This is a genomic window from Streptomyces atriruber (genome assembly GCF_001418325.1).
Lineage (GTDB): Bacteria > Actinomycetota > Actinomycetes > Streptomycetales > Streptomycetaceae > Streptomyces > Streptomyces atriruber.
Map to the genome: position 1 here is coordinate 1 of NZ_LIPN01000044.1, position 23,764 is coordinate 23,764.

Annotated in this window: 20 protein-coding genes and 2 pseudogenes; 6 read left to right on the forward strand and 16 right to left on the reverse strand. The window is 70.5% G+C overall.

What is annotated here, in order from left to right; genetic code table 11:
- Positions 1 to 82: 82 nt before the first annotated feature.
- The 3 genes from AOK03_RS05305 (at position 83) to AOK03_RS05315 (ending at position 3,071) form a co-directional block, all read left to right on the forward strand.
- Positions 83 to 1,108, forward strand: a complete 1,026-nt coding sequence (locus AOK03_RS05305; protein ID WP_055563985.1) for a methyltransferase — start codon at positions 83 to 85, stop codon at positions 1,106 to 1,108.
- Between the two features lie 68 nt (positions 1,109 to 1,176).
- The gene (locus AOK03_RS05310) at positions 1,177 to 2,397 is read left to right on the forward strand and encodes a phage tail sheath family protein (RefSeq protein ID WP_055563986.1); all 1,221 of its coding nucleotides are present in this window, start codon (positions 1,177 to 1,179) and stop codon (positions 2,395 to 2,397) included.
- 47 nt (positions 2,398 to 2,444) lie between these two features.
- A complete protein-coding gene (locus AOK03_RS05315) occupies positions 2,445 to 3,071 on the forward strand; it encodes a hypothetical protein (RefSeq protein WP_055563987.1) in 627 nt (208 codons plus the stop codon).
- Positions 3,072 to 3,305: 234 nt separating this feature from the next.
- On the opposite strand, the gene aroC is transcribed toward AOK03_RS05315, so the two are convergent.
- The 7 genes from aroC to AOK03_RS05350 form a co-directional block, all read right to left on the reverse strand.
- On the reverse strand, positions 3,306 to 4,490 hold the full coding sequence (gene aroC / locus AOK03_RS05320; protein ID WP_055563988.1) for a chorismate synthase: 1,185 nt from the start codon (positions 4,488 to 4,490) through the stop codon (positions 3,306 to 3,308).
- A 168-nt stretch (positions 4,491 to 4,658) separates the two neighbouring features.
- Positions 4,659 to 5,489 carry a shikimate dehydrogenase gene (locus AOK03_RS05325; RefSeq protein ID WP_055563989.1) on the reverse strand — a complete coding sequence of 277 codons (831 nt, stop codon included), beginning with the start codon at positions 5,487 to 5,489 and terminating at the stop codon, positions 4,659 to 4,661.
- Positions 5,486 to 7,237 (reverse strand): endolytic transglycosylase MltG, encoded by a 1,752-nt coding sequence (gene mltG / locus AOK03_RS05330; protein ID WP_055563990.1) that lies wholly within the window; start codon positions 7,235 to 7,237, stop codon positions 5,486 to 5,488. Before mltG ends, AOK03_RS05325 begins: the two co-directional genes overlap by 4 nt.
- A gap of 124 nt (positions 7,238 to 7,361) precedes the next feature.
- Positions 7,362 to 7,847 carry a Holliday junction resolvase RuvX gene (ruvX, locus tag AOK03_RS05335; protein WP_055563991.1) on the reverse strand — a complete coding sequence of 162 codons (486 nt, stop codon included), beginning with the start codon at positions 7,845 to 7,847 and terminating at the stop codon, positions 7,362 to 7,364.
- Positions 7,847 to 10,516, reverse strand: coding sequence for an alanine--tRNA ligase (gene alaS, locus AOK03_RS05340; protein ID WP_055563992.1), 2,670 nt, complete (start codon positions 10,514 to 10,516; stop codon positions 7,847 to 7,849). The genes ruvX and alaS overlap by 1 nt, the downstream gene beginning before the upstream one ends.
- On the reverse strand, positions 10,516 to 10,848 hold the full coding sequence (locus AOK03_RS05345) for a DUF6167 family protein (RefSeq protein WP_055563993.1): 333 nt from the start codon (positions 10,846 to 10,848) through the stop codon (positions 10,516 to 10,518). The genes alaS and AOK03_RS05345 overlap by 1 nt, the downstream gene beginning before the upstream one ends.
- 7 nt (positions 10,849 to 10,855) lie before the next feature.
- A complete protein-coding gene (locus AOK03_RS05350) occupies positions 10,856 to 11,314 on the reverse strand; it encodes a DUF948 domain-containing protein (protein WP_055563994.1) in 459 nt (152 codons plus the stop codon).
- Positions 11,315 to 11,487: 173 nt separating this feature from the next.
- Here AOK03_RS05350 and AOK03_RS05355 point away from each other — a divergent pair.
- Positions 11,488 to 13,582, forward strand: a pseudogene (locus AOK03_RS05355) (ATP-binding protein); the annotation flags it as partial.
- Positions 13,583 to 13,607: 25 nt separating this feature from the next.
- Here AOK03_RS05355 and rpsD read toward each other — a convergent pair.
- The 6 genes from rpsD to AOK03_RS05385 form a co-directional block, all read right to left on the reverse strand.
- Positions 13,608 to 14,222 carry a 30S ribosomal protein S4 gene (gene rpsD, locus AOK03_RS05360; RefSeq protein WP_055563995.1) on the reverse strand — a complete coding sequence of 205 codons (615 nt, stop codon included), beginning with the start codon at positions 14,220 to 14,222 and terminating at the stop codon, positions 13,608 to 13,610.
- Between the two features lie 350 nt (positions 14,223 to 14,572).
- Positions 14,573 to 15,295, reverse strand: a complete 723-nt coding sequence (locus tag AOK03_RS05365) for an HNH endonuclease family protein (protein ID WP_055563996.1) — start codon at positions 15,293 to 15,295, stop codon at positions 14,573 to 14,575.
- Positions 15,296 to 15,345: 50 nt separating this feature from the next.
- Positions 15,346 to 16,707: a replication-associated recombination protein A gene (locus tag AOK03_RS05370; protein ID WP_055563997.1), complete on the reverse strand. Its 1,362-nt coding sequence runs from the start codon at positions 16,705 to 16,707 to the stop codon at positions 15,346 to 15,348.
- A gap of 46 nt (positions 16,708 to 16,753) precedes the next feature.
- On the reverse strand, positions 16,754 to 17,395 hold the full coding sequence (locus AOK03_RS05375) for a vitamin K epoxide reductase family protein (RefSeq protein WP_055563998.1): 642 nt from the start codon (positions 17,393 to 17,395) through the stop codon (positions 16,754 to 16,756).
- A 128-nt stretch (positions 17,396 to 17,523) separates the two neighbouring features.
- Positions 17,524 to 18,786, reverse strand: coding sequence for a histidine--tRNA ligase (hisS, locus tag AOK03_RS05380; protein WP_055563999.1), 1,263 nt, complete (start codon positions 18,784 to 18,786; stop codon positions 17,524 to 17,526).
- A gap of 13 nt (positions 18,787 to 18,799) precedes the next feature.
- Complete coding sequence (locus AOK03_RS05385) at positions 18,800 to 19,522, reverse strand: MBL fold metallo-hydrolase (protein WP_055564000.1); 723 nt, start codon at positions 19,520 to 19,522, stop codon at positions 18,800 to 18,802.
- 167 nt (positions 19,523 to 19,689) lie between these two features.
- Here AOK03_RS05385 and AOK03_RS05390 point away from each other — a divergent pair, with 167 nt between their 5' ends.
- Together AOK03_RS05390 and AOK03_RS05395 are read left to right on the forward strand one after the other, a co-directional pair.
- Entirely contained in the window at positions 19,690 to 20,511 is an 822-nt protein-coding gene (locus AOK03_RS05390; protein ID WP_055564001.1) for a peptidylprolyl isomerase, read from the forward strand.
- A 134-nt stretch (positions 20,512 to 20,645) separates the two neighbouring features.
- Positions 20,646 to 21,878, forward strand: coding sequence for a DUF349 domain-containing protein (locus AOK03_RS05395; RefSeq protein ID WP_055564002.1), 1,233 nt, complete (start codon positions 20,646 to 20,648; stop codon positions 21,876 to 21,878).
- A gap of 63 nt (positions 21,879 to 21,941) precedes the next feature.
- Here AOK03_RS05395 and AOK03_RS05400 read toward each other — a convergent pair whose 3' ends face one another.
- The 3 genes and pseudogenes from AOK03_RS05400 to AOK03_RS05410 all read right to left on the reverse strand — a co-directional run.
- Positions 21,942 to 23,078, reverse strand: coding sequence for a caspase, EACC1-associated type (locus AOK03_RS05400; RefSeq protein WP_055564003.1), 1,137 nt, complete (start codon positions 23,076 to 23,078; stop codon positions 21,942 to 21,944).
- Positions 23,062 to 23,478 carry an effector-associated constant component EACC1 gene (locus AOK03_RS05405; RefSeq protein ID WP_055564004.1) on the reverse strand — a complete coding sequence of 139 codons (417 nt, stop codon included), beginning with the start codon at positions 23,476 to 23,478 and terminating at the stop codon, positions 23,062 to 23,064. The genes AOK03_RS05400 and AOK03_RS05405 overlap by 17 nt, the downstream gene beginning before the upstream one ends.
- Positions 23,471 to 23,764: pseudogene (locus AOK03_RS05410) on the reverse strand (hypothetical protein); the annotation flags it as partial. The pseudogene AOK03_RS05410 and the gene AOK03_RS05405, both read right to left, overlap by 8 nt.

A 23,764-nucleotide genomic window follows, 5' to 3' on the forward strand; every position in this document is an offset into this window, starting at 1 on the left:
TCCCCTCCTGACCCAGGAGCCTCCAGGCGCACCGGGCGCGAGCCGCGCCCACTCCCTACATCCGATCGAGGAGAGACAGGCCATGAGCACGGAGAGCACCCCCCGACCGGCAGCCCGCGCAACCATCGACCTCATCACCGCCGCCTGGCACACCCAGGCCGTCTACGCGGCGTCCAAGCTGGGTCTGCCCGATCTGATCGCGGCCGGGCACACCGGCCCGGCCGAGCTCGCCAAGGCCGCCGACGCGGACCAGGACGCCGTCCGGCGCCTGCTGCGCCTGCTCCTGCGTCTGGGCGTGGTGGACGGCGACGAGAACGACGGCTACCGCAACACCGACATCGGCGACCTGCTGCGCGACAGGCCGGGCTCGCTGCGCGATGTGTCCCTGCTCTACGGCGAGGAGTTCTACCAGGCCTGGGGGAACTCGATCGAGACGTTCCGCACGGGCGGGACCGGCTTCGAAAAGGCGTACGGCCGCTCCCTCCTCGGCTATCTGGGCGAGGACCCCGATGCCGCGCAGCGCTTCCAGCGGGCCATGCAGGCCCAGGCGAAGAACTTCTCCTTCGACGCCGTCCCCCAGCTCATCGACTTCAGCTCCGACCGGCACGTCGTCGACATCGCGGGCGGCAGCGGCCAGCTGCTGGCCACCGTCCTCGGCGCCGCGCCCAAGGCCCGCGGCACGCTGATCGACCTGGAACACAACATCCCCATCGCCCGGGCTCACCTGGAACAGACCGTGGGAACCGACCGGACCGAGCTCGTCGCCGGGGACATGTTCACCACCCCGGTCCCGCGGGAGGCCGACACCTATCTCCTGTCCCGGGTGCTGGGCGACTGGCAGGAGGACGACTGCATACGCCTCCTGCGTTCCATACGCGAGGCCATGGCGCCGCACTCCCGGCTCCTGATCATCGAAATGGTCGTCCAGGACGGCAAGGACGGACTGCTGGCCCCGCTGTGGGACCTCCATCTGATGATCGTCAACGGCGGCCATCAGCGTTCCATCGGCGAGTACCGCGATCTGTCGGCACGCTCCGGGCTGTCCATCGAGCGCTGTGTCCAACTGCCCATGGAAACCTCCGCTCTGGTGCTCACTCCGGCAGGCTGAAGTCCGGCCGCACCGTCCGCACCGGCCCGGTCGCGGATCTGCCCTCCCGTCGTGACCGAGGAGTCTGCATGCCACAACAGCAGCCGAATCAACCGCGCACAGCGACCACGTCCGGGCGGCTCGGCCCGGACATCGACCTCCGGGAACCCTTCCGGGAACCGGACGTCGTGCGGGGGGCGGGCCACGGTGCGCCCTTCATCCACGGCGTGCACACCTCGGTGGCGGCGTTCATCGGTGACGCCCCCAGCCTGCCGGGCAAGCCCGCCTTCGTCCGGCACCCGCTGGAGTTCATCGAGGCGTTCTCGCCGCGCCCGGCCGAAGGGGAGGCGCCGTCCTTCGTCCACGACGCCGTGCTCGGCCACTTCCGCAACGGAGGTGGCGGGGCATGGGTTCTCGGAACAGGGGAGGAAGGGAGGCGCGACCACGGGGACAGGGACCGTGTCGCCGCCTATCGGGCCGCGCTCGCCCGGCTGGAACGCCTGCCGGAGATCAGCCTCGTGGTGGCTCCGGATCTGTGGCGGGTGGCGGAGGAGGCCGACGGCATCGCGCAGGCGATCGCCGGGCACTGCAGCCGCGTGGGGCACCGGGTCGCGCTGCTGCACACCCGGCAGGGTCTCGCCCCCGCCGACGTGCGGAGCAGGCCGTTCGGGCTGGCGGAGCCGGACGCCCAGTTCGTCGCCGTCCACTATCCGTGGGTCACGGTGACGGAGGTCGGCGGGCACGAACGTCTGGTGCCGCCTTCGGGACACGTGTCGGGGATGTGCTGCCGCGCCGACACCGAGCAGGGCGTGCACACGACGCCGGTGGGATCGCTGGTGGGAGTGGTCAAGCAGGAGCGTGAACTCACCGAGCGCGAACGGGAGTCGGTCACGGGCCTGGGGGTGAACTGCCTGCGGTTCGTCCAGGGCCAGGGCGTCCGGGCGCTCGGCGCGCAGACCCTGTCGACCGACCCCGACTGGGCGTCCCTCGGAGTGCGGCGCCTGGTGAACTACACCCGCGCCTCTCTCGAACAGGGCACCCGCTGGGCGGCCTTCGACACGAACACGGCCCAACTGAGGGCTCTGATACGTCAGTCCACCACGACGTTCCTCAAGGGGCTGTGGCGACAGGGGGTGCTGCCCGGCGAGTCCGCGGCCGAGGCGTTCGAAGTCACCTGCGACGACACCAACAACACTGCCGAGGACGTGGCGCGGGGCCGCGTGAATCTCGATGTCGGCCTGGCCGCCGTGCGGCCGGCCGAGTTCGTCACGTTCCGCGTGCGGCACGACATCGGCAGCGGAACCATCTGACCGGGGCGGTCCTGCCGGGCCGCCCAGCCACAACAAGGAGACACCTTATGGAGATTCACTCATGCTCGCGGGACCACAGAACGGAGATACGTGACGCCACGGAACCGTTGCTCTGCGGCGCCTGCGTCGGAAAGCTGGAGCGCACGCTGCGCGCGCTGCCGGGCCTCCATCAGGAGGGCCTGCACCACGTCATGGCCACGTCCCGGCGACGTAATCCGACCAAGGTGTCCGGGAGCCGCAGGCGGGACCATCTGAACGTCTCCGCACTGGACGCCCGGAGCAACATCGTCGCCATTCTGGAGTCGTGGGCGGGTTACGTCGCGGAGGAACTCGAGACCACGGTCCCGAGCCGTTCCGTCCCCCACCTGACCTGCTTCCTCCTGCGCCATTTGGAGTGGCTCACGGCCCAGCCTCCGGCCGAGGACTTCGCGGCCGAGATCCAGGGGCTCCACGTCGAACTGCTCCGCATCATCGACCCCGACCGGGGCGATCACGATCCGCTCACCAGACGGTGTGTGGTGGACAGTTGCCCGGGCACGATCAACGCCTCGCCGCAGAGTTCCGGCGCCGCGGCCAAGGGCAGCATCCACTGCTCGTCGGGGCATTCGTGGGAGATACGGGAGTGGCTCGTCCTGCGCCACCTCCTGGACCGGCAGCGCGAGGAAGCCGCCTGATCAGCGCCGTCCGGCACCGGTAGGAACGGCGACGGACACACTGCGGGAACGGCTTCGCGGGACGTTCGGCCTGCTCAGCGGGAGAGAGCAGGGTAGAGCGCGACGGAGCCACTGATGGAGGTGCTCACCGCACGCGGGGTTCTCACGCGTGCGGTGACCGCCTCCACCTGCCGTCTCCAGGACCGGTGTCCCGAGCGGGGCCGGTCTGCCGCCCGGCCCGCCGCTCGGTCACCGTCACCGGATCTGCAGGTTGTCGAGGTAGGACTGCACGTTGCGGCGCGTCTCGGGAACACTGTCCCCGCCGAACTTCTCCACCACCGCATCCGCCAGCACCAACGCCACCATCGCCTCCGCGACGATCCCGGCCGCCGGCACCGCACACACATCCGAACGCTGATGATGCGCCTTGGTCGCCTCACCCGAGACCACATCCACCGTCGCCAAAGCCCGCGGCACCGTCGCGATCGGCTTCATCGCCGCCCGCACCCGCAACAACTCACCCGTGCTCAAACCACCCTCCGTACCACCCGAACGGCCCGAAGCACGCCGGATCCCACCCTCCCCGGCCACGATCTCATCATGCGCCCGCGAACCCGGCACCCGCGCCAGATCGAAGCCGTCCCCGACCTCGACCCCCTTGATCGCCTGAATCCCCATCAACGCCGCCGCAAGCCGCGCATCCAACCGCCGGTCCCAATGCACATGCGAACCCAGCCCGACCGGCACCCCATACGCCAACACCTCGACGACACCACCCAGCGTGTCCCCGTCCTTGTGCGCCTGATCGATCTCCGCGACCATCGCCTTCGACGCATCCGCATCCAGACACCGCACCGGATCCGCATCCAACCGCTCAACATCCGCAGGCGTCGGGTACACCCCATACGGCGCCCTCGCCGCCGCCAACTCCGTGACGTGCGACACGACCTCGATCCCGGCCGTCTCCTTCAGGAACGAACGCGCCACCGCACCCAACGCCACCCGCGCCGCGGTCTCCCGCGCCGAAGCCCGCTCCAGCACCGGCCGCGCCTCATCGAACCCGTACTTCTGCATCCCCGCCAGATCCGCATGACCCGGCCGCGGCCGCGTCAACGGCGCATTACGCGCCAGATCCGCCAACACCGCCGGATCCACCGGATCCGCCGCCATCACCTGCTCCCACTTGGGCCACTCCGTATTACCCACCATCACCGCAACCGGCGACCCCATGCTCAACCCATGCCGGACCCCGCCCAAGAACGTGACCTCATCACGCTCGAACTTCATCCGCGCCCCACGGCCATACCCCAACCGCCGCCGCGCCAGATGATCCGCCACCATCTCCGTCGTGATCGGCACGCCGGCGGGAAGACCCTCCAACGTCGCGACAAGCGCGGGTCCGTGCGACTCCCCCGCGGTCAGCCAACGCAACCTGCTCAACGGTGCTCCTCATGCTCGCGCCTCGAACTGCTGTCTTCGACGGCGCGGCCGGGTGCGCGGCCCTGGCCCGCCACCCCCGATCCTCCCACGTCCCGAGGGGGAACCCGGCGTCCGGTCCATCTGACGGACGTCCCTCGGTCCCGCCTCGACCGGGGCGCGACCAGGGATTTACCGTTCGGCCAGCGCGTGCTCCCCGGCCTTGCGCATGGCGCCGAGCGGCGCGGGGGCGCGGCCCGTCATCTGCTCGACCTGCAGCACCGCCTGGTGCACGAGCAGGTCGAGACCGCTGACGACGGCCCCTCCGTACGCCGACCAACGCGCCGCGAGAGCGGTGGGCCACGGGTTGTACAGCACGTCGAACAGGGTGGCGGGGCGCTCGGGCACGGTGGCCGACAGGGCGTCCGTGGTGCCCGCGGGCGTCGTGGCGATCACCAGGGGCGCCCGCAGTGCCTCCGCCGCGTCCTCCCAGGGCTCGGTCCTGACCTGCACGTCGAGCCGCTGGCCCCACTCGCGCATCTCGGCGGCGCGGGCGTCGCTGCGGACGTACGCGACGACCTCGCCCGTGCAGATCCGGGCGAGCGCGGCCAGCGCGGACGACGCGGTGGCGCCCGCCCCGAGGATCGCGGCCGATTCGACCTCCTCGATGCCCCGCTCGCGGAGCGCGGCGACCATGCCCGGGATGTCGGTGTTGTCACCGACACGCCGTCCGTCGTCGCCGAACACGACCGTGTTCACCGCCTCGACGGACGCCGCGGTCTCACTGACCTCGTCGAGCAGCGGAATGATCGCCCGCTTCAACGGCATGGTCAGCGAGAGCCCGGCCCATTCGGGGCCGGCCTTCGCGATGAATTCGGGCAGCGCCGCCTCGTCGATCTCGAAGCGGTCGTACGTCCAGTCGCTCAGGCCCAGTTCCTCGTACGCGGCGCGGTGCAGCACCGGGGAGAGGGAGTGGGCGATCGGGGAGCCGAGGACTGCGGCTCGTCGCTTCTGCGCGCTCATTGCCCCTTCAGGTATTTCTCGCGGTTCCGGTTCTGTTCTTCGTTCGTCTCGGCGAAGAGCGTCTTGTCCTCGCTGACGGAAACGAAGTAGTACCAATTCCCCTTGGCGGGATGGAGCGCGGAATCAATGGCCGCGTCTCCCGGATTTCCGATCGGCCCGGGGGGAAGACCCTTGATCTTGTACGTGTTGTACGGGTCGTTGAGCTTGCGGAGTTCGTCGACCGTGCCCGTGGCGAGTTTGGACTCGCCCCTCAGGTAATTGACCGTCGAGTCGAAGTCCAGCAGACCGTACGTCTCGGTGTTGCCCGGCTTGAGACGGTTGTAGACGACCGTGGCCACCTTGTCGAAGTCGTGCTTGAACTTGCCTTCGGCCTGCACGAGGCTGGCGACCGTGACCACCTGGAGCGGGTTGTCCAGGTTCAGCCGCTTGGCCTGCGACTTGACGTCCAACTCGTCGTACTTCGCGGTCGCTTGGGCGACCATGTCCTTCAGAACGTCCTGGGGCTTCTTGCCCTTGGCGACCGGGTAGCTGGAGGGATGGAGGAAGCCTTCCAGCGGGTCCTTGACGTCGTTGTTCATGTTCGACGTCGCCCACTCCGGGAGCCCGAGGCTCTTCCATTCCTTCCGGGCGATGTTCTTGGTGGTGCCCTTCTTCAATTCGAGGCGCTGGTCGATCTGTTTGTAGACCGTCACATTCCGCGTGCCCGGCGGAACGACCAGGTTGCTGCGGCTCTTCGGGTTGAGCATCAATTCGACGGCGCTCTTGGCGGACATCTGCTTCTTGAGCGTATAGACGCCGGCCTGAATGGACTGCCCGTCCGGATGCTTTCCCTGGGCGGAGACGAATGCGTCGACGCTCTTGACGACGCCCGCGTCCTTGAGCTTCTGCCCGATCGCGTAGCCGCCGGAGTCCTTGGGAATGTCGACGACGGCCGTGCCCGAGCCCTCGCCCGCGAAGTCGGGCGCCGTGCCGAAACGATCCTGGTAGAACTGGTAGCCGAAATAGCCGACGCCGCCGAGGCCGCCCGCGAAGACCAGCGTCACGACCAGGCAGGCACAGCCGCTGCGGCGCTTCTTGGGCTTCTTTCCGCCACGCCCACCGCGCCGCTCGCCCCGGCCGCCCCGGCGGCCGGGCTCGTCGTCATCGTCGGAGTCGTCGTCCTCGCCACCCGCGAAGAACGCGTGCTCCCCCCGGTCGGGCCCCGGATCCCAGTCGGCCTCGGACTCGGGCTCGGCCGGCGCGGGCCGACGGCGGCCGGGCGGCTCCGGCGGCGCGTAGGCATCAGGAGTGGAGTAGTAGTCGTGGCCCTCCGGGCCGTACCCGGCCTGCTGGCTTCCGTAGGGGTCCATCGGATCGCTGCCGTACGGGACCTGCCCGTGCCCGCCGGTGTCCCAGCCACCGTCGTTGTGCCCCTGGTCGGGGCCGCCGTTGTACCCCTGGCCGGGGTTTCCTTCGTAACCCTGGCCGGGGTTCGAGTTGTAGTCATAGGCGGCGGCGCCGTCGTACTGCTGCTGACCGTAGCCCTGCTGCTGGCCGTAAGCCTGCTGCTGGCCGGTGCCCCACTCCCCGCCGTACTGGGCCTGGTGCGGCTGCTGATGCTGGTGCGGCTGCTGCGGGTGGTACTGCCCCTGGCCGCCGTAGGTGGACGTGCCGCCCGAGGGCTGCTGTCCTCCCCATCCGCTGTCCCCGTACAACGGGTCCTCCGGATGCCACGGTTCGGAGCCTGGGCCCCGGCCATACTCAGTCATCGATCCCCTACATGCCGCGAGGCGGGGCCGCCGTCGGGATGGCCGGGCAACCGTTCCGCCTCTTGATGCTGTGCGGCAGCTGTTCGAACACCGCCGCATCGCGCGGAACGTTACCGTATCGCGATCAGATGACCACTTCGACGCCCTCGCCGGGAGCTTTGCCTGACGCCCGTTCGGACTCCAGGGCCTGCTGAAGGATGATCACAGCCGCGGCCTGATCAATGACAGACCTGCCCTTTTTGGACTTCACACCGGAGGCGCGCAGTCCCTGACTGGCCGTCACTGTGGTCATCCTCTCGTCCACGAGCCTCACCGAAATGGGGGCGACCATGCGGGCGAGCTCCTGGGTGAACGCGCGGATCTTGGCGGCCGCCGGGCCCTCGCCCCCGTTGAGGGAGCGAGGGAGGCCGACGACGATCTCGATCGGCTCGTACTCGTCGGCGAGCTGCTTCAGGCGACGCCGGGCCGCCGGGACATCGCGCCCCGGCACCGTCTCCACCGGAGTGGCGAGGATCCCGTCGGGGTCGCACGAGGCGACCCCGATCCGGGCGTCACCGACGTCGATGGCCAGACGTCGGCCCCTGCGCATGCCTTCTGCCGACTCGGTCATCAGGCCGTCTCGGTGACGAGGCGCTCGACCGCGGCGATGGCGTCACCGATCGCGGCCGGGTTCTGGCCGCCGCCCTGGGCGACGTCCGGCTTGCCGCCGCCACCGCCACCGAGAGTCTTGGCGGCCGTGCGCACCAGGTCGCCCGCCTTGAGGCCGCGCTCACGCGCCGACTCGTTGGTGGCGATGACCGTCAGCGGGCGGCCGTTGGCCGTGGTGAAGAGCGCCACGACGGCCGGGCGGTCGCCCTGGATGCGGCCCCGCACGTCGAGGACCAGCTTGCGCAGGTCGTCGGCGCCCGTGCCGTCCGGCACCTGACCGGTGACCAGGGCGACGCCCCGTACGTCCTTGGCGGACTCGACGAGACCGGCGGCGGCCGCGAGGACCTTCTCCGCGCGGAACTTCTCGATCTCCTTCTCGGCGTCCTTCAGCTTGCCGAGCATCGCGGCGACCTTCTCGGGCAGCTCCTCGGGACGGCCCTTGACCAGCTCCTGGAGCTGGGCGACGACCGTGTGCTCCTTGGCGAGGAAGTTGTACGCGTCGACGCCGACCAGCGCCTCGATGCGGCGCACGCCGGAGCCGATGGAGGACTCTCCGAGCAGCTTCACCAGACCCAGCTGGGCGGTGTTGTGCACGTGCGTTCCGCCGCACAGCTCCTTGGAGAAGTCGCCGATGGTGACGACGCGCACCCGCTCGCCGTACTTCTCGCCGAACTCGGCGATGGCGCCGGACTTCTTGGCGTCGTCGATCGACATGACCTCGGCCTGAACGTCCAGCTCGCGCGAGAGGACGTCGTTGATCCGCTGCTCGACGTCCGTCATCACGGTCGTGGGCACGGCGGACGGCGAACCGAAGTCGAAGCGGAAGCGGCCGGGCTGGTTCTCGGAACCGGCCTGGGCGGCCGTCGGGCCGAGCGCGTCGCGCAGCGCCTGGTGCGTGAGGTGCGTGGCCGAGTGGGCGCGGGCGATGGCGCGGCGGCGGTGCGAGTCGATCGATGCCCAGACCGGGGCACCGACGGTGATCTCGCCGACCTGGACAACGCCCTTGTGGACGTGCACGCCGGGCACCGGCTTCTGCACGTCACGGATCTCGACGACGGCGCCGCTGTCCAGGCGGATGCGGCCGGTGTCGCCGATCTGGCCACCGCCCTCGGCGTAGAACGGGGTGCGGTCGAGGACGATCTCGACCTCGTCGCCCTCGGTGGCGGCGGGCGAGGAGACGCCGTTGACCAGCAGGCCGACGATCTGGGCCTCGTTCTCCGTGAGGGAGTAGCCCGTGAAGTCGGTGGCGCCGGAGGCATCGGCGATCTCGCGGTAGGCGTGCAGATCGGCGTGGCCGGTCTTCTTGGCCTTGGCGTCGGCCTTGGCGCGGTCGCGCTGCTCCTTCATCAGGCGGCGGAAGCCGTCCTCGTCCACGGAGAGGCCCTGCTCGGCCGCCATCTCCAGGGTGAGGTCGATGGGGAAGCCCCACGTGTCGTGCAGCAGGAACGCCTTGTCGCCGGAGAGGACCTGGCCGCCCGCGGCCTTGGTCTCGGTGACGGCGGTGTCGAGGATGTTCGTGCCGCCCTTGAGCGCCTTGAGGAAGGCGGCCTCCTCGGCGAGAGCGACGGTCTCGATGCGCTTGCGGTCGGTGATGAGCTCGGGGTACTGCTGCCCCATCGTGTCGATCACGACGTCGACGAGGTCCTTGACGACCGGTCCGGTGGCACCCATCAGACGCATGTTGCGGATGGCGCGGCGCATGATGCGGCGCAGCACGTACCCACGGCCCTCGTTGCCGGGCGTGACGCCGTCGCCGATGAGCATCGTCGACGTACGGATGTGGTCGGCGACGACGCGCAGGGAGACGTCCGAGCCGTGCTCGGCGCCGTACCGCACGCCGGTCAGCTCGGTGGCCTTGTCCATGACGACGCGCAGGGTGTCCGTCTCGTACATGTTCTGTACGCCCTGCAGGATCATCGCGAGACGCTCGAGGCCGAGGCCCGTGTCGATGTTCTTCGACGGCAGCTCGCCGAGGATCGGGAAGTCCTCCTTGCCGTCGCCCGCGCCGCGCTCGTACTGCATGAAGACCAGGTTCCAGATCTCCACGTAGCGCTCGTCGTTGACGGCGGGGCCGCCCTCTTCGCCGAACTCGGGACCGCGGTCGTAGTTGATCTCGGAGCACGGACCGCAGGGGCCGGGCACGCCCATGGACCAGAAGTTGTCCTTCTTGCCCAGGCGCTGGATGCGCTCGGCCGGGACGCCGACCTTCTCGCGCCAGATCTGCTCGGCCTCGTCGTCGTCGAGGTAGACCGTGATCCACAGGCGCTCGGGGTCGAGGCCGAAGCCGCCGTCGGCGACCGAGTTGGTCAGCAGCTCCCAGGAAAGCGTGATGGCGCCTTCCTTGAAGTAGTCACCGAAGGAGAAGTTGCCGCACATCTGGAAGAACGTGCCGTGGCGCGTGGTCTTGCCGACCTCTTCGATGTCGGGCGTGCGCACGCACTTCTGCACGCTGGTGACGCGCGGGGCGGGCGGCTTGACCTCACCCAGGAAGTAGGGCTTGAACGGCACCATGCCTGCGGGGACGAGCAGCAGAGTCGGGTCGTCCGCGATGAGCGACGCCGAAGGGACGACGGTGTGCCCGCGCTCCTCGAAGAAGCTCAGCCAGCGGCGGCGGATTTCAGCCGACTCCATCAGTGGTCCTCATTCCCGTTGTACTGCGTCTTGATGTCGTTCTTGTAGCTGCTGTGGCTCTCGATGACCGCGAAGCGGCGGGGCGCGGGCAGTTCGGCGTCGGGGTGGTGCTGCAGCCCCAGCGCTTCGCCCAGTTCGACCTCGCGCTCGGCCATGCCGTCGCGGATGTCGAGCGCGAAGTCCTTCAGGCGGTGGCCCGTCTCGATCGCCTTGTTCGCGGCCTGCGCGGCGAGGCTCTCGGGGGTCAGCTGCTTGAGCTTGCGGTTGACCTTGGTGGTGGCCCATACGCCGGCGGCTGCGCCCGCGGTGAACCAGAACGTACGGCGGAACATCGCTGCGTCAGTCCCTCTTACTCCGGTTGGCCCGCTTGGTCCGCCGCGCGGACGGGACGGTGCGACCCACGATCACCGTACGACGGGACGGCTTGGCGGGCATTTCCTTTGCTTCGGGGGCGGCCTTGCGGCTGATGGCCCTGCGCACGCCGTACCCGAACGCGGCCACCTTGACCAGGGGGCCGCCGAAGGTCGACGCGACCGTCGTGGACAGCGCCGAGGCGTTCGAGGTGACCTCCTGGACGTCGGAGGCGATGGCGTCGACACGGTCGATCTGCGTCTGCGCGGAGCGCACCGCGGTGGAGGCGTCGGCCAGCAGGGGAACGGCCTGCTCGGTCACGTCCGCGACGAGCTTGGTGGTCGCCCTGAGCGTCTGGGCCAGCCTCGCCAGTGCCACCGCGAGGAAGGAGACCAGGATCGCCCAGAAGACGGCCACCAGGACCCCGGCAACCTCTCCACCCGACACTTGGCACCGCTCCCTGGATCTCGTCCCTGAACTTCGTCCCTGAACATCGAAAAGTCGTCCTCCGACCCTATCGCGCCGGGGGCGTCGCTCCGTACCGCATTCCCCTTCACACTTCCAGGAGTTGCGCGAACCGATTGTACGGACCGCATACGAATGAGTACGCTCCGTACCCCATGCGACCTTCTCAGTCCGGCAATCTCCCCCTGGAACTGAACGCCTTCGTCGGGCGCGACACCGAACTTGCCGAGCTCGCCACGGCCTTGGAGGCGGGACGGCTGGTCACGGTGACGGGGGTCGGCGGGGTCGGGAAGTCGCGGCTCGCCCTGCGGGCGGCGGCGCGGAGCCGGCTGCGCGACGGCGCTTGGCTGGTGGATCTCACGGCACTGCGGGACGCCCATCTCCTGGAACACGCGGTCGCCGAGGCCCTCGGGCTGACGGACCACACGAAGAGGCCGCCGCGCCAGGTGCTGCTCGGGCACCTCGCGGAGCGGGAACTGCTTCTCGTCGTCGACGGTTTCGAACCCCTCGTCGACGCCTGCGCCTCGCTCGTGCGCGATCTGCTCGTGCACTCCCCCGGCCTTCGGGTGCTTGCGGTCGGGCGCAGGCCACTGGAGGCCGAGGGCGAGCGGCTCTTCCCGCTCGCACCGATGCCGGGTCCCGACGCGGCCGCGCTCTTCACGGACCGGGCGGCGGCCGGTCTGCCCGGCTTCGCGCTCGACGACGGCAACCGCACGGACGTCATGGAGCTGTGCCGCCGCCTCGACGGGATCCCGCTCGCCGTGGAGCTCGCCGCGGGACGGCTGCGGGCACTCTCCCCCGCCCAGCTGCTCGCCCGGCTCGACGACCGGTTCCGGCTGCTCACGGGGGCCCGGCGCGACGGGCTGCCGCGGCACCAGACGCTGCGGACGGCCATCGGCTGGAGCCACGAACTGTGCGCGCCGCGGGAGCGACTGCTCTGGTCGCGCCTCTCGGTGTTCGCCGGACAGTTCGACCTGGAGGCCGTCGAGTACATCTGCGCCGGGGACGGACTGCCCTCCGACGACGTGCTCGACGTACTGGACGAGCTGCTCGCCCAGTCCGTCGTGAACCGCGAGGAGGGGCCGTCGGGCGTGCGCTACCGCATGCTCGACACCGTCAGGGCCTACGGCGCCGACTGGCTGGAGGCGGCGGGCGAGAGCACGCGGCTGCAGCGCAGGCACCGCGACTGGTACATGGGGCTCGCCACCTGGTGCGAGCTGGACTGGTTCTCACCGCGCCAGCCGGAGGTCGCCGCCCTCGTCGACACCGAACTGCCCAATCTGCGCGCCGCGTTGGAGTTCTGTCTGACCGAGGGCGACCAGGCCCACCTGGGGCAGTACCTCGCCGGCACCCTCTGGTTCTACTGGGCGGGCTGCGGCCGCCTCGCGGAGGGCAGGCACTGGCTCGACCGGGCCCTGGAGCTGGATGGCGGGCACGACGACTCCCGGCTCAAGGCGCTGTGGGTGCTCGGGTACGTGGCGGTGCTGCAGGGCGACGCCGTGGCCGCGCTCGCCGCGCTGCACGAGTGCCGTGACGGCGCGGAGCGCACGGGCAGCGCGCTGGCCGCGGCGTACGCGGAGCACCGCATCGGCTGCCTGGCCCTGGTCACGGACGACCTCCCGCGTGCGGAAACGCTGCTGCGCTCGGCGCTGGAGCGGTACCGGGAGATCGGCGAGCTCAACAGCAACGTCCTGATGGGGCAGACCGAGCTCGCCATGGCGCTGGCCTTCCGCGGCGAGCTCGGCGTCGCGGTGGAGCTCTGCGAGGAGGTCCGCCAGGTCTGTGAGGACCACGGCGAGCGCTGGGCCCTCGCGTACGCCCTCTACGTACTCGGTTTCGCGGCGTGGACCCGCGACGAGACGGGGAAGGCGCGCGAACTGCTCGCCGAGTCGCTGCGCCTGGACCACCGCTTCCACGATCTGATCGGCACGGTCCTGTCGATCGAGCTGCTCGCGCTGTTCACGGCATCGGAGGGCGACCCCGCGGAGGCGGCGGTGCTGCAGGGCGCCGCGTCGGGCATCTGGCCCTCGGTGGGGCTGCCGCTGTTCGGCTCGGTCCACTTCGGCGGGCCGCACGTGCTGTGCGAGCGGCAGGCCCGCGAGGCGCTCGGCGACGAGCGGTACGAGGAGTGCCTGCGGGCGGGTGCGGGGCTCGGCCTGGACGCGGCGGTGGCCCGGGCACTGGGCAGCGGCCCCGGAAACGACCGAACCCGCCGCCTGCCCCGCCAGGAAGGGCGGGCAGGCGACGGGCTGCAGCAGGGTGAGCTACGTCCGGGTCAGCGGGCGTAGTACTCGACGACGAGCTGCTCGTCGCAGATCACGGGGATCTCCTTGCGGTTCGGGTCGCGGTCCAGGCGGAAGGCCAGGGCCTTCAGGTTCACCTGGAGGTAGCGCGGGGTCTCACCGTCGGGGGCGAAACCACCCTCGCGCGCAACCTGGAACAGCGGCTTCTCGCGGCTGCGCTCGCGGACCATCACGACGTCGTCGGGACGGACGCGGTACGACGGCTTGTCGACCTTGCCGCCGTTGACCTCGATGTGGCCGTGCACGACCATCTGGCGGGCCTGGTAGATCGTGCGGGCGATGCCCGAACGCAGAACCAGGGCGTCGAGACGACGCTCCAGCTCGATGACCAGGGCCTCACCGGTCTTGAGCTGCGTCTTGGACGCACGCTCGTAGGCACGGACGAGCTGGCGCTCGGAGAGGTCGTACTGCGCGCGCAGACGCTGCTTCTCGAGCAGACGGACCTTGTAGTCCGAGTTCTGCTTGCGCCCACGGCCGTGCTCGCCCGGCGGGTAGGGACGGGCCTCGAAGTACTTGACGGCCTTCGGGGTCAGCGCGATGCCGAGGGCACGCGACTTCTTGACCTTGGGGCGGGACTGGTTCGGCATGAACCAACCTCTCTGTTCTCTGTGAAATCGGCTTCACCAGGGTTAGGGGAGGTCGCATCCGCAGCCTGGGAAACCTCGTGGGCCGTGGGCTCGAAAGCCGTGGGGCCGTGAGGCAGCCGCTCCCTGGTCTGGGCACAATGTGCAGCACGCGAGTGGCCCACCGACCGGTTCCCGGAGCTCCGGGTGGTGGTGGGCTGCCCGCGACACCTTCAACGGTGCGCGACGCTCCTGGATCCCCTCGCCTTGCGGCGGCGGGGTTCCGGCTGGATGTCCCGTTCTGGTGGTGCCGGTACGAGACCGGACACGGGACGCAGCACTTCGGGCAAGTGTACCGGGTGCGGCGGGGTGCCTCAGCCGCAGGTGGCGAGGAGCTCCTGGAGGGCCCGCTTCTCGGGGGCGGTGACCGTCAGCCCGTACTTGGCCTTGATGCCGGTCCAGCGCCGCCCGTACTCGCACCAGTATTCCCTGCGGGGCGGCTTCCACTTGTCGGGGGTCCAGCTGCTCTTCGCGTAGTTGGTGTCCTTGTCCGCGGCGAGCAGGACGTCCAGGTCATTGGCGTAGGCGAGGCGCCGGTCCGGGGTCCAGGCCCAGGCACCGGCCCGCCAGGCGGCGCCGAGCGCGACGACGTGGTCGGTCTGGATCCGGGAGGCGCGGCGGTAGGAGTACGGCAGCTCCCGACCGGTGTAGGGATCGTGCAACGTGCCGGAGACCACGACACAGGGATTGCGGGCGTCCTCGCGCAGGTCCTTCAGGTCGCGGCGCAGGACGTCGTCGCGGGTGTCGCAACCGTTGCGCCCGCCGGGGGCATCGGTCTCGTCCGACCAGCCCGCACCGAACTCGGAGCGCTTGTACGTCTGCCAGTTCTTGCCCCACGCCACGGTGAGGCGGGCGAGCTGGTCGCGGGCCCGGTCCGGGGCGGGCGGAAACCCGGGAGTCGTGAGCGCGCTCGTGGCGGTCGGCGGCGGCGTCGAGCGGCGGGCGTCGGCGCGCTGCAGCTGCGGCGGGGTGCAGGCCGCAGCGACGGCGGCCAGCGCGATGAGCGCCCCCACCGCTGGTCCGGCCGCCGTGCGCATGCCGCCGAGCGTAGGCCGACGGGACGGGGCCCGCCCGTCGGGCGGCGGGCCTACGCCTCGGGCTGCTCGCCCTTGAGGCGGGCGCGGACCCGCTCGACCACGCCGGCGTACCGCGCCTCGGCGCCGTACCGCGTGGGCTGGTAGTACCGCTTGCCCTCGATCGTGTCCGGTGCGTACTGCTGGGTGGCGATGCCGCCCGGGACGTCGTGCGGATACACATAGCCCTGGGCGTGGCCGAGCTTGGCCGCGCCCTTGTAGTGGCCGTCGCGCAGGTGGGGCGGGACGGGGCCCGCGAGGCCGCCGCGGACGTCGGCCTGGGCCTGCTGGATCGCGAGCGTCGCGGCGTTCGACTTCGGGGCCAGGGCCAGGGCGATCGTGGCGTGGCTGAGGGTGAGCGCGGCCTCCGGGAAGCCGATCATGGCGACGGCCTGGGCGGCCGCGACCGCGGTGGGCAGTGCGGTCGGATCGGCGAGGCCGATGTCCTCGCTGGCGGAGATCATCAGGCGCCGGGCGATGAAGCGGGGGTCCTCGCCCGCCTCGATCATGCGCGCCAGATAGTGCAGGGCCGCGTCCACGTCCGAGCCGCGGATGGACTTGATGAGGGCGCTCGCCACGTCGTAGTGCTGGTCGCCGTCGCGGTCGTACTTCACGGCGGCCCGGTCGACCGACTCTTCCAGGGTCTGGAGGGTGATCGCCTCTTCGCCCTTGGCGAGCGCCGAGCCCGCGCCCGCCTCCAGGGCGGTGAGCGCACGCCGGGCGTCGCCCCCGGCGATGCGCAGCAGGTGCTCCTCCGCCTCCTCGGGCAGCTCGACCGCGCCGGCCAGGCCCCGCTCGTCGATGAGCGCCCGGCGCAGCAGACCGCGCAGGTCGTCGTCGGTGAGCGGTTCGAGGGTGAGCAGCAGGGAGCGGGACAGCAGTGGGGAGATGATCGAGAAGTACGGATTCTCGGTGGTCGCCGCGATCAGCGTGACCCAGCGGTTCTCCACGGCGGGCAGCAGGGAGTCCTGCTGCGCCTTGCTGAAGCGGTGGATCTCGTCGAGGAAGAGGACGGTCTCCTTGCCGTGGCCGCCCATCGCCCGGCGGGCGCCGTCGATCACCGCGCGCACTTCCTTCACTCCCGCGGTGATCGCGGAGAGCTCGACGAAGCGCTTGTTCGTGGCCTTGGAGACCACATACGCAAGGGTGGTCTTGCCGATGCCGGGCGGGCCCCACAGGAACACCGAGGAGGGTCCCGCGGGACCTCCGCCGCCCTCGCCGACCAGGCGGCGCAGGGGCGATCCCGGCTTCAGCAGATGCTGCTGGCCGACGACCTCGTCGAGGGTGCGGGGGCGCATCCGGACGGCCAGCGGGCTGCTGGACGGGTCCTTCTCCTGGCGGTCTTCGGCTGCGGCGGTGAACAGATCGGGCTCCACGTCGAGAACCCTATGTCACCCCACTGACAATCCTTCCGGGCGCCGGTCAGGCCCAGAGATCGGCGCCCCAGCGGGTGAGGATCAGCATCGCGATGACGCCGGTGTGCATCACCGGCAGCGCCCAGGTGAAGTCAGCGAGGAAGCTCCGGACCGAGGCGGGCGCGGGCAGGAACCCGGCGCGGATGTTGGACGAGGTGACGTACCAGAACATCACGAGCGTCATGACCCAGGCGAGCGTGCACCACAGGCAGAGCGCGTTGATGTGGTAGAGCGACTGGATCATCAGCCAGGTGCAGAAGCCGACGCCGAAGAGCATGCCCGCGTTGAACGTGAGCCAGTACCAGCGGGGGAAGCGGGCCCCCGCGAGGAGGCTCATGCCGACGCAGATCACGATGCCGTAGGCGACCAGGCCCAGCATCGGGTTCGGGAAGCCGAACGCCTCGGCCTGCTCGCTCTTCATGATGCTGCCGCAGGCGACGACGGGGTTGATGCTGCAGCCCGGCTGGAAGTTCGGGTCCTTCAGGAGCTCGAACTTGTCGATGGTGATGACCCAGGAGGCGAGCAGCCCGCCCGCGCCGGTGATCACCAGGAGCAGGGCGAGCGCGCGGCTGCCGCCGACGGACCGGAGAGCGGACGTGCGCTCCTGGTCGTCCAGGGCGCCGTCCTTCGCTGACATCGTTTTGCTCATCACGCCGTTCCGTCGCTTGTGGTGGCCGCGGGCAGGGACATTGTGCCGTACGTGCCTGTGTGTCCGTCCCGGAAACGACATCGCGGGGTCCGTTTCCGGACCCCGCGTGGAAGAGCGCCTCGCTGCCGCTACGCCAGCTTCGCCGTGAGCACCGCGACGACCTCGTCGACCGCGACGGCGCTCTGCTCACCGGACTCCATGTCCTTGAGCTGGACGACGCCCTCGGCGAGGTCGCGCTCACCGGCGACGACGGTGAAGCGCGCGCCCGAGCGGTTGGCGTTCTTCATCGCGCCCTTGAGGCCCTTCCCGCCGTACGAGAAGTCCGCCGCGATCCCGGCCCTGCGCAGCTCGGCCACCTTGGCGAAGAGGACGCGGCGCGCCTCGTCGCCGAGCGGTACCGCGAACACGCTCGTGGCCGCGGGGAGTTCGAGCTCGACGCCCTCCGCCTCCAGGGCGAGCACCGTGCGGTCCACGCCGAGCGCCCAGCCGACCGACGGCAGCGAGGGGCCGCCGATCATCTCGGACAGGCCGTCGTAGCGACCGCCGCCGCCGACCGCGGACTGCGAGCCGAGGCCGTCGTGGACGAACTCGAAGGTGGTGCGGGTGTAGTAGTCCAGACCGCGGACGAGCTTCTCGTCGTCCTCGAAGGCGACGCCCGCCGCCGTGATCAGCTCGCGGACCTGCTCGTGGTACGCCTTGCAGGCGTCGCACAGGTAGTCGCGCAGCGAGGGGGCGCCCACCAGCTGCTTCTGGACGTCGGCCCGCTTGTCGTCGAGGACCCGCAGCGGGTTGATGTCGATGCGTCGACGTGTCTCCTCGTCCAGGTCCAGGCCGCGCAGGAACTCCTGCAGCGCGGCGCGGTAGACGGGGCGGCACTCCTTGTCGCCGAGCGAGTTCAGCAGGATGCGGAAGTTCCGCAGGCCGAGGGCGCGGTAGGCCTGGTCGGCCAGGATGATCAGCTCGGCGTCGAGCGCCGGGTCCTCGGCGCCGATCGCCTCGGCGCCGACCTGGGAGAAGTGCCTGTAGCGGCCCTTCTGGGGGCGCTCGTACCGGTAGTAGGAGCCCGAGTACCAGAGCTTGACGGGGAGGTTGCCCGCCTTGTGGAGGTTGCCCTCCAGGGCCGCGCGCAGCACGGAGGCGGTGCCTTCGGGGCGCAGGGCGAGCTCGTCGCCGCCCTTGGTGGTGAAGGCGTACATCTCCTTGGTGACGATGTCGGTGGACTCACCGACACCGCGCGCGAACAGCTCGACGTTCTCGAAGCCGGGCGTCTCGACGTAGCCGTATCCGGAGTTGCGCAGGGGCGTCGAGATCGCCTCGCGCACCGCCAGGAACTTCGCGGAATCCGGCGGAAGCAGGTCGTACGTGCCCTTGGGGGCCTTGAAGGTGCTCACGGAATTTCTCTCGTCACATTCCTCGTCGCGGGGCGGACGTGTGGTCCGCCCTGTGGCCTTGACGGGCTGAGGCCACCTGCCGCAGATACGGGTTGGTGGCGCGCTCCTGGCCGATGGATGTCTGGGGGCCGTGGCCGGACAGCACCACGGTCGAGTCGTCGAGCGGCAGGCACACGCGGCCCAGCGATTCGAGGATCTCGGTGTGGCTGCCGCCGGGCAGGTCGGTGCGTCCGATGGAGCCGGCGAAGAGCAGATCGCCCGAGAAGAAGACCGAGGGGATCTCCTCGGTCTCGGGCATCCGGAACGTCACCGACCCCTTCGTATGGCCCGGGGCGTGCGCGACGGAGAAGTCGAGGCCCGCCAGCTTCAGGTCCGCGCCGTCGGTCAGCTCCCGCATGTCGTCGGGCTCCCCCACCGTCAGCTCGCCCATGAGCGGCATCCCGATGGAGCGGCCGAGCGCTTTCTCGGGGTCGCTCATCATGTACCGGTCGGAGGGGTGGATCCAGGCCGGTACGTCGTGCGCTCCGCAGACCGGGACGACCGAGGCGACATGGTCGATGTGGCCGTGCGTGAGGATGACCGCGACGGGCTTGAGCCGATGCTTCTCGAGTGCGTCCTCGACTCCCTGGGCGGCCTGGTGGCCCGGGTCGATGATCACGCACTCCTCGCCTGCGGCGGGGGCGACCAGGTAGCAGTTGGTGCCCCAGGCCCCGGCGGGGAACCCGGCAATGAGCACGATCGTCCTTCGTTCGTCGTCCGGCGGCGGGTGACCGCGGCCCCCGGCGGGAGAACGCGGCAGATCAGAGCCTACCGGCGCTGCCGATTCCACAGGTAACCCATATACGGTACGGGGCACTACGCGGCGCATGCCCAGACATGCGCGGGAGAAGGGGAGAAAAGCCGGTGGTCAGCCAGGAACAGCGGCGCAAGCAGCTCGCCCGGGAGAAGATGGCCCGCCAGCAGGAGCGGCGGGAAGCCGCGCGGCGCAGGGCCCGGGCCCGCAACGCGGTGATCGCGGGCGCCCTCGCGGTGGTCGTGGCGGGCGGCGCCGTGTCGTACGCGGCGGGAGCCTTCGACGGGGACGACACCAAGGACGACGCGAGCGCCCGGCCCAGCAGCGCCCCGAAGGATCCGTGCGAGAAGGCGGCGCCCGGCAAGGTGAAGCCGCTGAGCTTCGAGAAGGAGCCCGCGCTCACCATCGACAAGTCCGCCGACTACACGATGGACTTGAAGACGACGTGCGGCGACATCGCCCTCGACCTGGACGCGGCGAAGGCACCGCACACGGTCAACTCCTTCAACTTCCTGCTCAACAAGGGCTACCTCGACCACACCAAGTGCCACCGTCTGACCACGGGCGGCATCTACGTCCTGCAGTGCGGCGACCCGAAGGCCAACGGGAAGGGGACGCCCGGCTACAAGATCCCGGACGAGAACCTCAAGGACAAGCGCCTGAAGGGGAACGTCTATCCGGCGGGCACGGTCGCGATGGCGAACCAGTACAACGCCAAGGCGAAGCAGGGCAGGAACACCGGCGGCAGCCAGTTCTTCCTCGTCTACCAGGACAGTCAGCTGCCGCCCGACTACACACCGTTCGGGACCATTTCCGATTCGGGGATGAAGGTTCTGAAGAAGATCGCCGCCGCGGGCGAGAGCAGCGGGCAGGGCGACGGCGCCCCGAACGCGACCGTCGTCATCGACAAGGCGACCGTCACCAAATCCTGACCGCGGGCAGGCAAACTTCGGTCGCGCGGGATGCGGACAGCCGCCCCGCCGGTCGCCTATGTTGGCGGAGACGAAACTGTGGACGATGCCGGGGGCCCCGAGGCCCTGCGCAGGCATCATGTGGAGGAGGCGCTGTGAGCAGCGACCCGTGGGGCCGCGTCGACGAGACGGGGACCGTGTACGTGCGTACGGCCGACGGCGGCGAGCGAGTGGTCGGTTCGTGGCAGGCAGGATCTCCGGACGAGGCCCTCGCTTACTTCGAGCGCAAGTACGACGGTCTGGTCGTCGAGATCGGACTTCTCGAGCGCCGGGTGAAAACCACCGACCTGTCGGCCAAGGACGCCATGACGGCCATCGACCACCTGCGCCAGCAGGTGGACGAGGCGCACGCCGTCGGCGATCTGGACGCCCTGAGCAAGCGGCTCGACAAGCTCGTGGCGAGCGTCGAGGCGCGCCGCGAGGAGCGCAAGGTCCAGAAGGCCAAGCAGTCCGACGAGGCACGGCACGCCAAGGAGGCCCTGGTCGTCGAGGCCGAGGAGCTGGCCCAGAGCGAGCAGTGGCGGGCGGCCGGCGAGCGGCTGCGGGCCCTGGTGGACACCTGGAAGGGGCTGCCGCGGCTCGACCGGAAGTCGGACGACGAGTTGTGGCACCGCTTCTCGCACGCCCGCTCGGCGTTCTCCAAGCGCCGCAAGGCGCACTTCGCGTCGCTCGACGCGCAGCGCGAGGAGGCCCGCAAGGCCAAGGAGAAGCTGGTCGGCGAGGCCGAGGCGCTGTCGAACTCGACGGACTGGGGTCCGACGGCCGCGCGGTACCGCGAGCTGATGGCCGACTGGAAGGCCGCGGGCCGCGCCCAGCGCGAGCACGAGGACGACCTGTGGAACCGCTTCCGCGGCGCCCAGGACGTGTTCTTCGCGGCGCGCAGCGCGGTCTTCGCGGAGCGCGACGCCGAGCAGGGCGAGAACCTGAAGCTGAAGGAGGAGCTGGCCGGCGAGGCGGAGAAGCTCGTCCCGGTGACGGATCTCAAGACGGCCCGTGCCGCGTTCCGCTCCATCAACGAGCGCTGGGAGGCCATCGGGCACGTCCCGCGTGACGCCCGCCCGAAGGTCGAGGGCCGGATGCACGCCGTGGAGCGGGCGCTGCAGGAGTCCGAGGAGGCCGAGTGGCGCCGGACGAACCCGGAGGCACGCGCGCGTGCGGAGGGTCTCACCGGTCAGCTGCAGGCCGCCGTGGACAAGCTCCGGGGTCAGATCGAGACCGCTCGCGCGGCGGGCAACACCTCGAAGGCCGACAAGCTGCAGCGGGAGCTCGACGGCCGCCAGGCGCTGCTCGACCAGGCGCTGAAGGGGCTGCACGAGTTCGGCGGCTGATCGTCCTCGTGGCTGTGTGACGGCCCGGACCGCTTGCGTGCGGTCCGGGCCGTTGCGTGTCCGCTACCGGGTGGCGGTGTGGTCGAACTCGGCGATGTCCAGGGCGTGCTTGAGGACCTCGCACGCCTCGATGTGGTTGCCGGACTCCTGGAGCAGTTCGGCCAGGCGGCGGCAGACGAGCACGGCCTCGGGCCCGTACATCTTGTGGACGCGCTGGAAGGCGGACTCCAGGATCTCGATGGCTTCCTTGTTCTGCCCGGTCTCGGCGAGCAGTTCGGACAGCTCCAGTTGTACGGCGAGCAGTTCGCCGGAGGTGTCGGCGGTCTGCTCCTCCAGCGCCAGGCGCAGCACGGGCAGCGCGTCCTTCACGGTGCCCTCCGCGCGCAGGAGCCGGGCGAGGTTGAGGCCGGTGGCGACCATCGCGGCGCGCACGTCGGCCTGCAGGACGGGTCCGGCCGGGGCGCTGCGCGCGGACCGGGCGCGGTTGCGGGCCAGGGGCAGCCTGCCGACCCCGTTCTCCTGCGAGCGTTGCGGCAGGGGGCGGTTCTTGGCGCGCAGCCGCTCGTCGAGGACGCGGTAGAGCGTCTCCAGGTCGATGAGTTCGGGGCCGTCCGGTACGCCCTCGCGCAGGATGCTCAGGAGTTCCCCGGTGAAGGCGGTGTGCCGCTCGCCGTCCGGGGCGAGCGCGACGCGGTCGCGCGGGGAGGCCGTGAGGACGTACGCGCCGTCGACGGCAGCCTGTGCGGCGAGGACGTCGTCGCCCAGGGAGCGCGCGGCCCGGCCGCTGAAGCAGCAGTCCAGGATGACGATCTTGCGCCGGGCCCGGGAGGCGCGCAGGGCGGCGCGCAGGTGCTGGTAGGCGACGGCGGTGTAGCCCATGCTCTCCCGGGACTCCCCCAGGGCCAGGTACAGGTCGGCGGACTCCGCGTCGCGCATGCCGTGCCCGGCGTAGTACACGAGCAGGGTGTCCGTGGCCTCGTCACCCGCGCGGTGGACGGGGTCGAGCATGGCGGGCGCGCTCTGCGGGTCGGCGACGACGGCGCAGTGCTGCACGGGCAGGCCCCAGACGGTGGCGTCGCACAGCTCGCCCGCCAGGTCCACCAGGTTCGTCTCGACCGCGGTGAGCTGGGGAAGGTGCCGGTAGGAGGCCGTGCCGAGCAGGACGGCGCGCGACAGGCCCGGGTCAGGCAGCGCCGCCATCGCGCTCCCCTTCCGGGGCCGTGACGGCCGGCCGCTGGTCCAGGAGCTCCATGACGCGCCGCAGCGTCTCGGTGTCACGGGCGCCTTCGGGGGTCACTTCCACGCGCAGTTCGCCCCGGCTGAGGACGACCGCGGGTGCGCGCTTCCTGGCGAGCTGCCACTGGAAGACGGAGACGGCCAGCGCCGCGGTGGACAGGCCGCTGCCGAGGGCGAGTTGGAGGATGTCGAAGCCGCCCGCGCCCATGTGGCCCTCGACGGGCGCCGCCGAGGCGGTGAACTCGCCGCGCACCGCGCCGTCGAGCGTCTCGTCCTCGTGCAGCCAGCGCTGCAGGGACCGCAGGGCGTCCTCGGCGTCCGCGTCCCGGTCCGCCGCTGCCAGCTCCACCCGGACGTCAGTCACTTGCCGCTCCTTTGCGCCGGTCGACGTACTTGTTCACCCGGGCAAGCAGCTCCAGGGCCTCTCGCCCCGCGTCCAGCCTGGCCAGGCATACAGCTTGCCAGTACTGGCTCGTCAGCGTGGTCGGATGGTCGGGTCCGAGGCGGGCGACGCAGACCGGCACGACGGCCGCCAGCATCCGTGCGGCCGACTCGAGTTCGCCCCGCTGGACGAGGTTGACGGCCTCGCGCTGGCGGGAGAGGGCGGTCTCGCGGGACATGCTGCCGAGCACCATGCGGCGGGTGTTGTC

What these genes read in the sequence shown, in the direction of transcription:
- AOK03_RS05305 (WP_055563985.1), top strand. Translation starts at nt 83, where the DNA reads ATGAGCACGGAGAGCACCCCCCGACCGGCAGCCCGCGCAACCATCGAC.
- AOK03_RS05310 (WP_055563986.1), top strand. Translation starts at nt 1,177, where the DNA reads ATGCCACAACAGCAGCCGAATCAACCGCGCACAGCGACCACGTCCGGG.
- AOK03_RS05315 (WP_055563987.1), top strand. Translation starts at nt 2,445, where the DNA reads ATGGAGATTCACTCATGCTCGCGGGACCACAGAACGGAGATACGTGAC.
- AOK03_RS05325 (WP_055563989.1), bottom strand. Translation starts at nt 5,489, where the DNA reads ATGAGCGCGCAGAAGCGACGAGCCGCAGTCCTCGGCTCCCCGATCGCC.
- mltG (WP_055563990.1), bottom strand. Translation starts at nt 7,237, where the DNA reads ATGACTGAGTATGGCCGGGGCCCAGGCTCCGAACCGTGGCATCCGGAG.
- ruvX (WP_055563991.1), bottom strand. Translation starts at nt 7,847, where the DNA reads ATGACCGAGTCGGCAGAAGGCATGCGCAGGGGCCGACGTCTGGCCATC.
- alaS (WP_055563992.1), bottom strand. Translation starts at nt 10,516, where the DNA reads ATGGAGTCGGCTGAAATCCGCCGCCGCTGGCTGAGCTTCTTCGAGGAG.
- AOK03_RS05345 (WP_055563993.1), bottom strand. Translation starts at nt 10,848, where the DNA reads ATGTTCCGCCGTACGTTCTGGTTCACCGCGGGCGCAGCCGCCGGCGTA.
- rpsD (WP_055563995.1), bottom strand. Translation starts at nt 14,222, where the DNA reads ATGCCGAACCAGTCCCGCCCCAAGGTCAAGAAGTCGCGTGCCCTCGGC.
- AOK03_RS05365 (WP_055563996.1), bottom strand. Translation starts at nt 15,295, where the DNA reads ATGCGCACGGCGGCCGGACCAGCGGTGGGGGCGCTCATCGCGCTGGCC.
- AOK03_RS05375 (WP_055563998.1), bottom strand. Translation starts at nt 17,395, where the DNA reads ATGAGCAAAACGATGTCAGCGAAGGACGGCGCCCTGGACGACCAGGAG.
- AOK03_RS05400 (WP_055564003.1), bottom strand. Translation starts at nt 23,078, where the DNA reads ATGGCGGCGCTGCCTGACCCGGGCCTGTCGCGCGCCGTCCTGCTCGGC.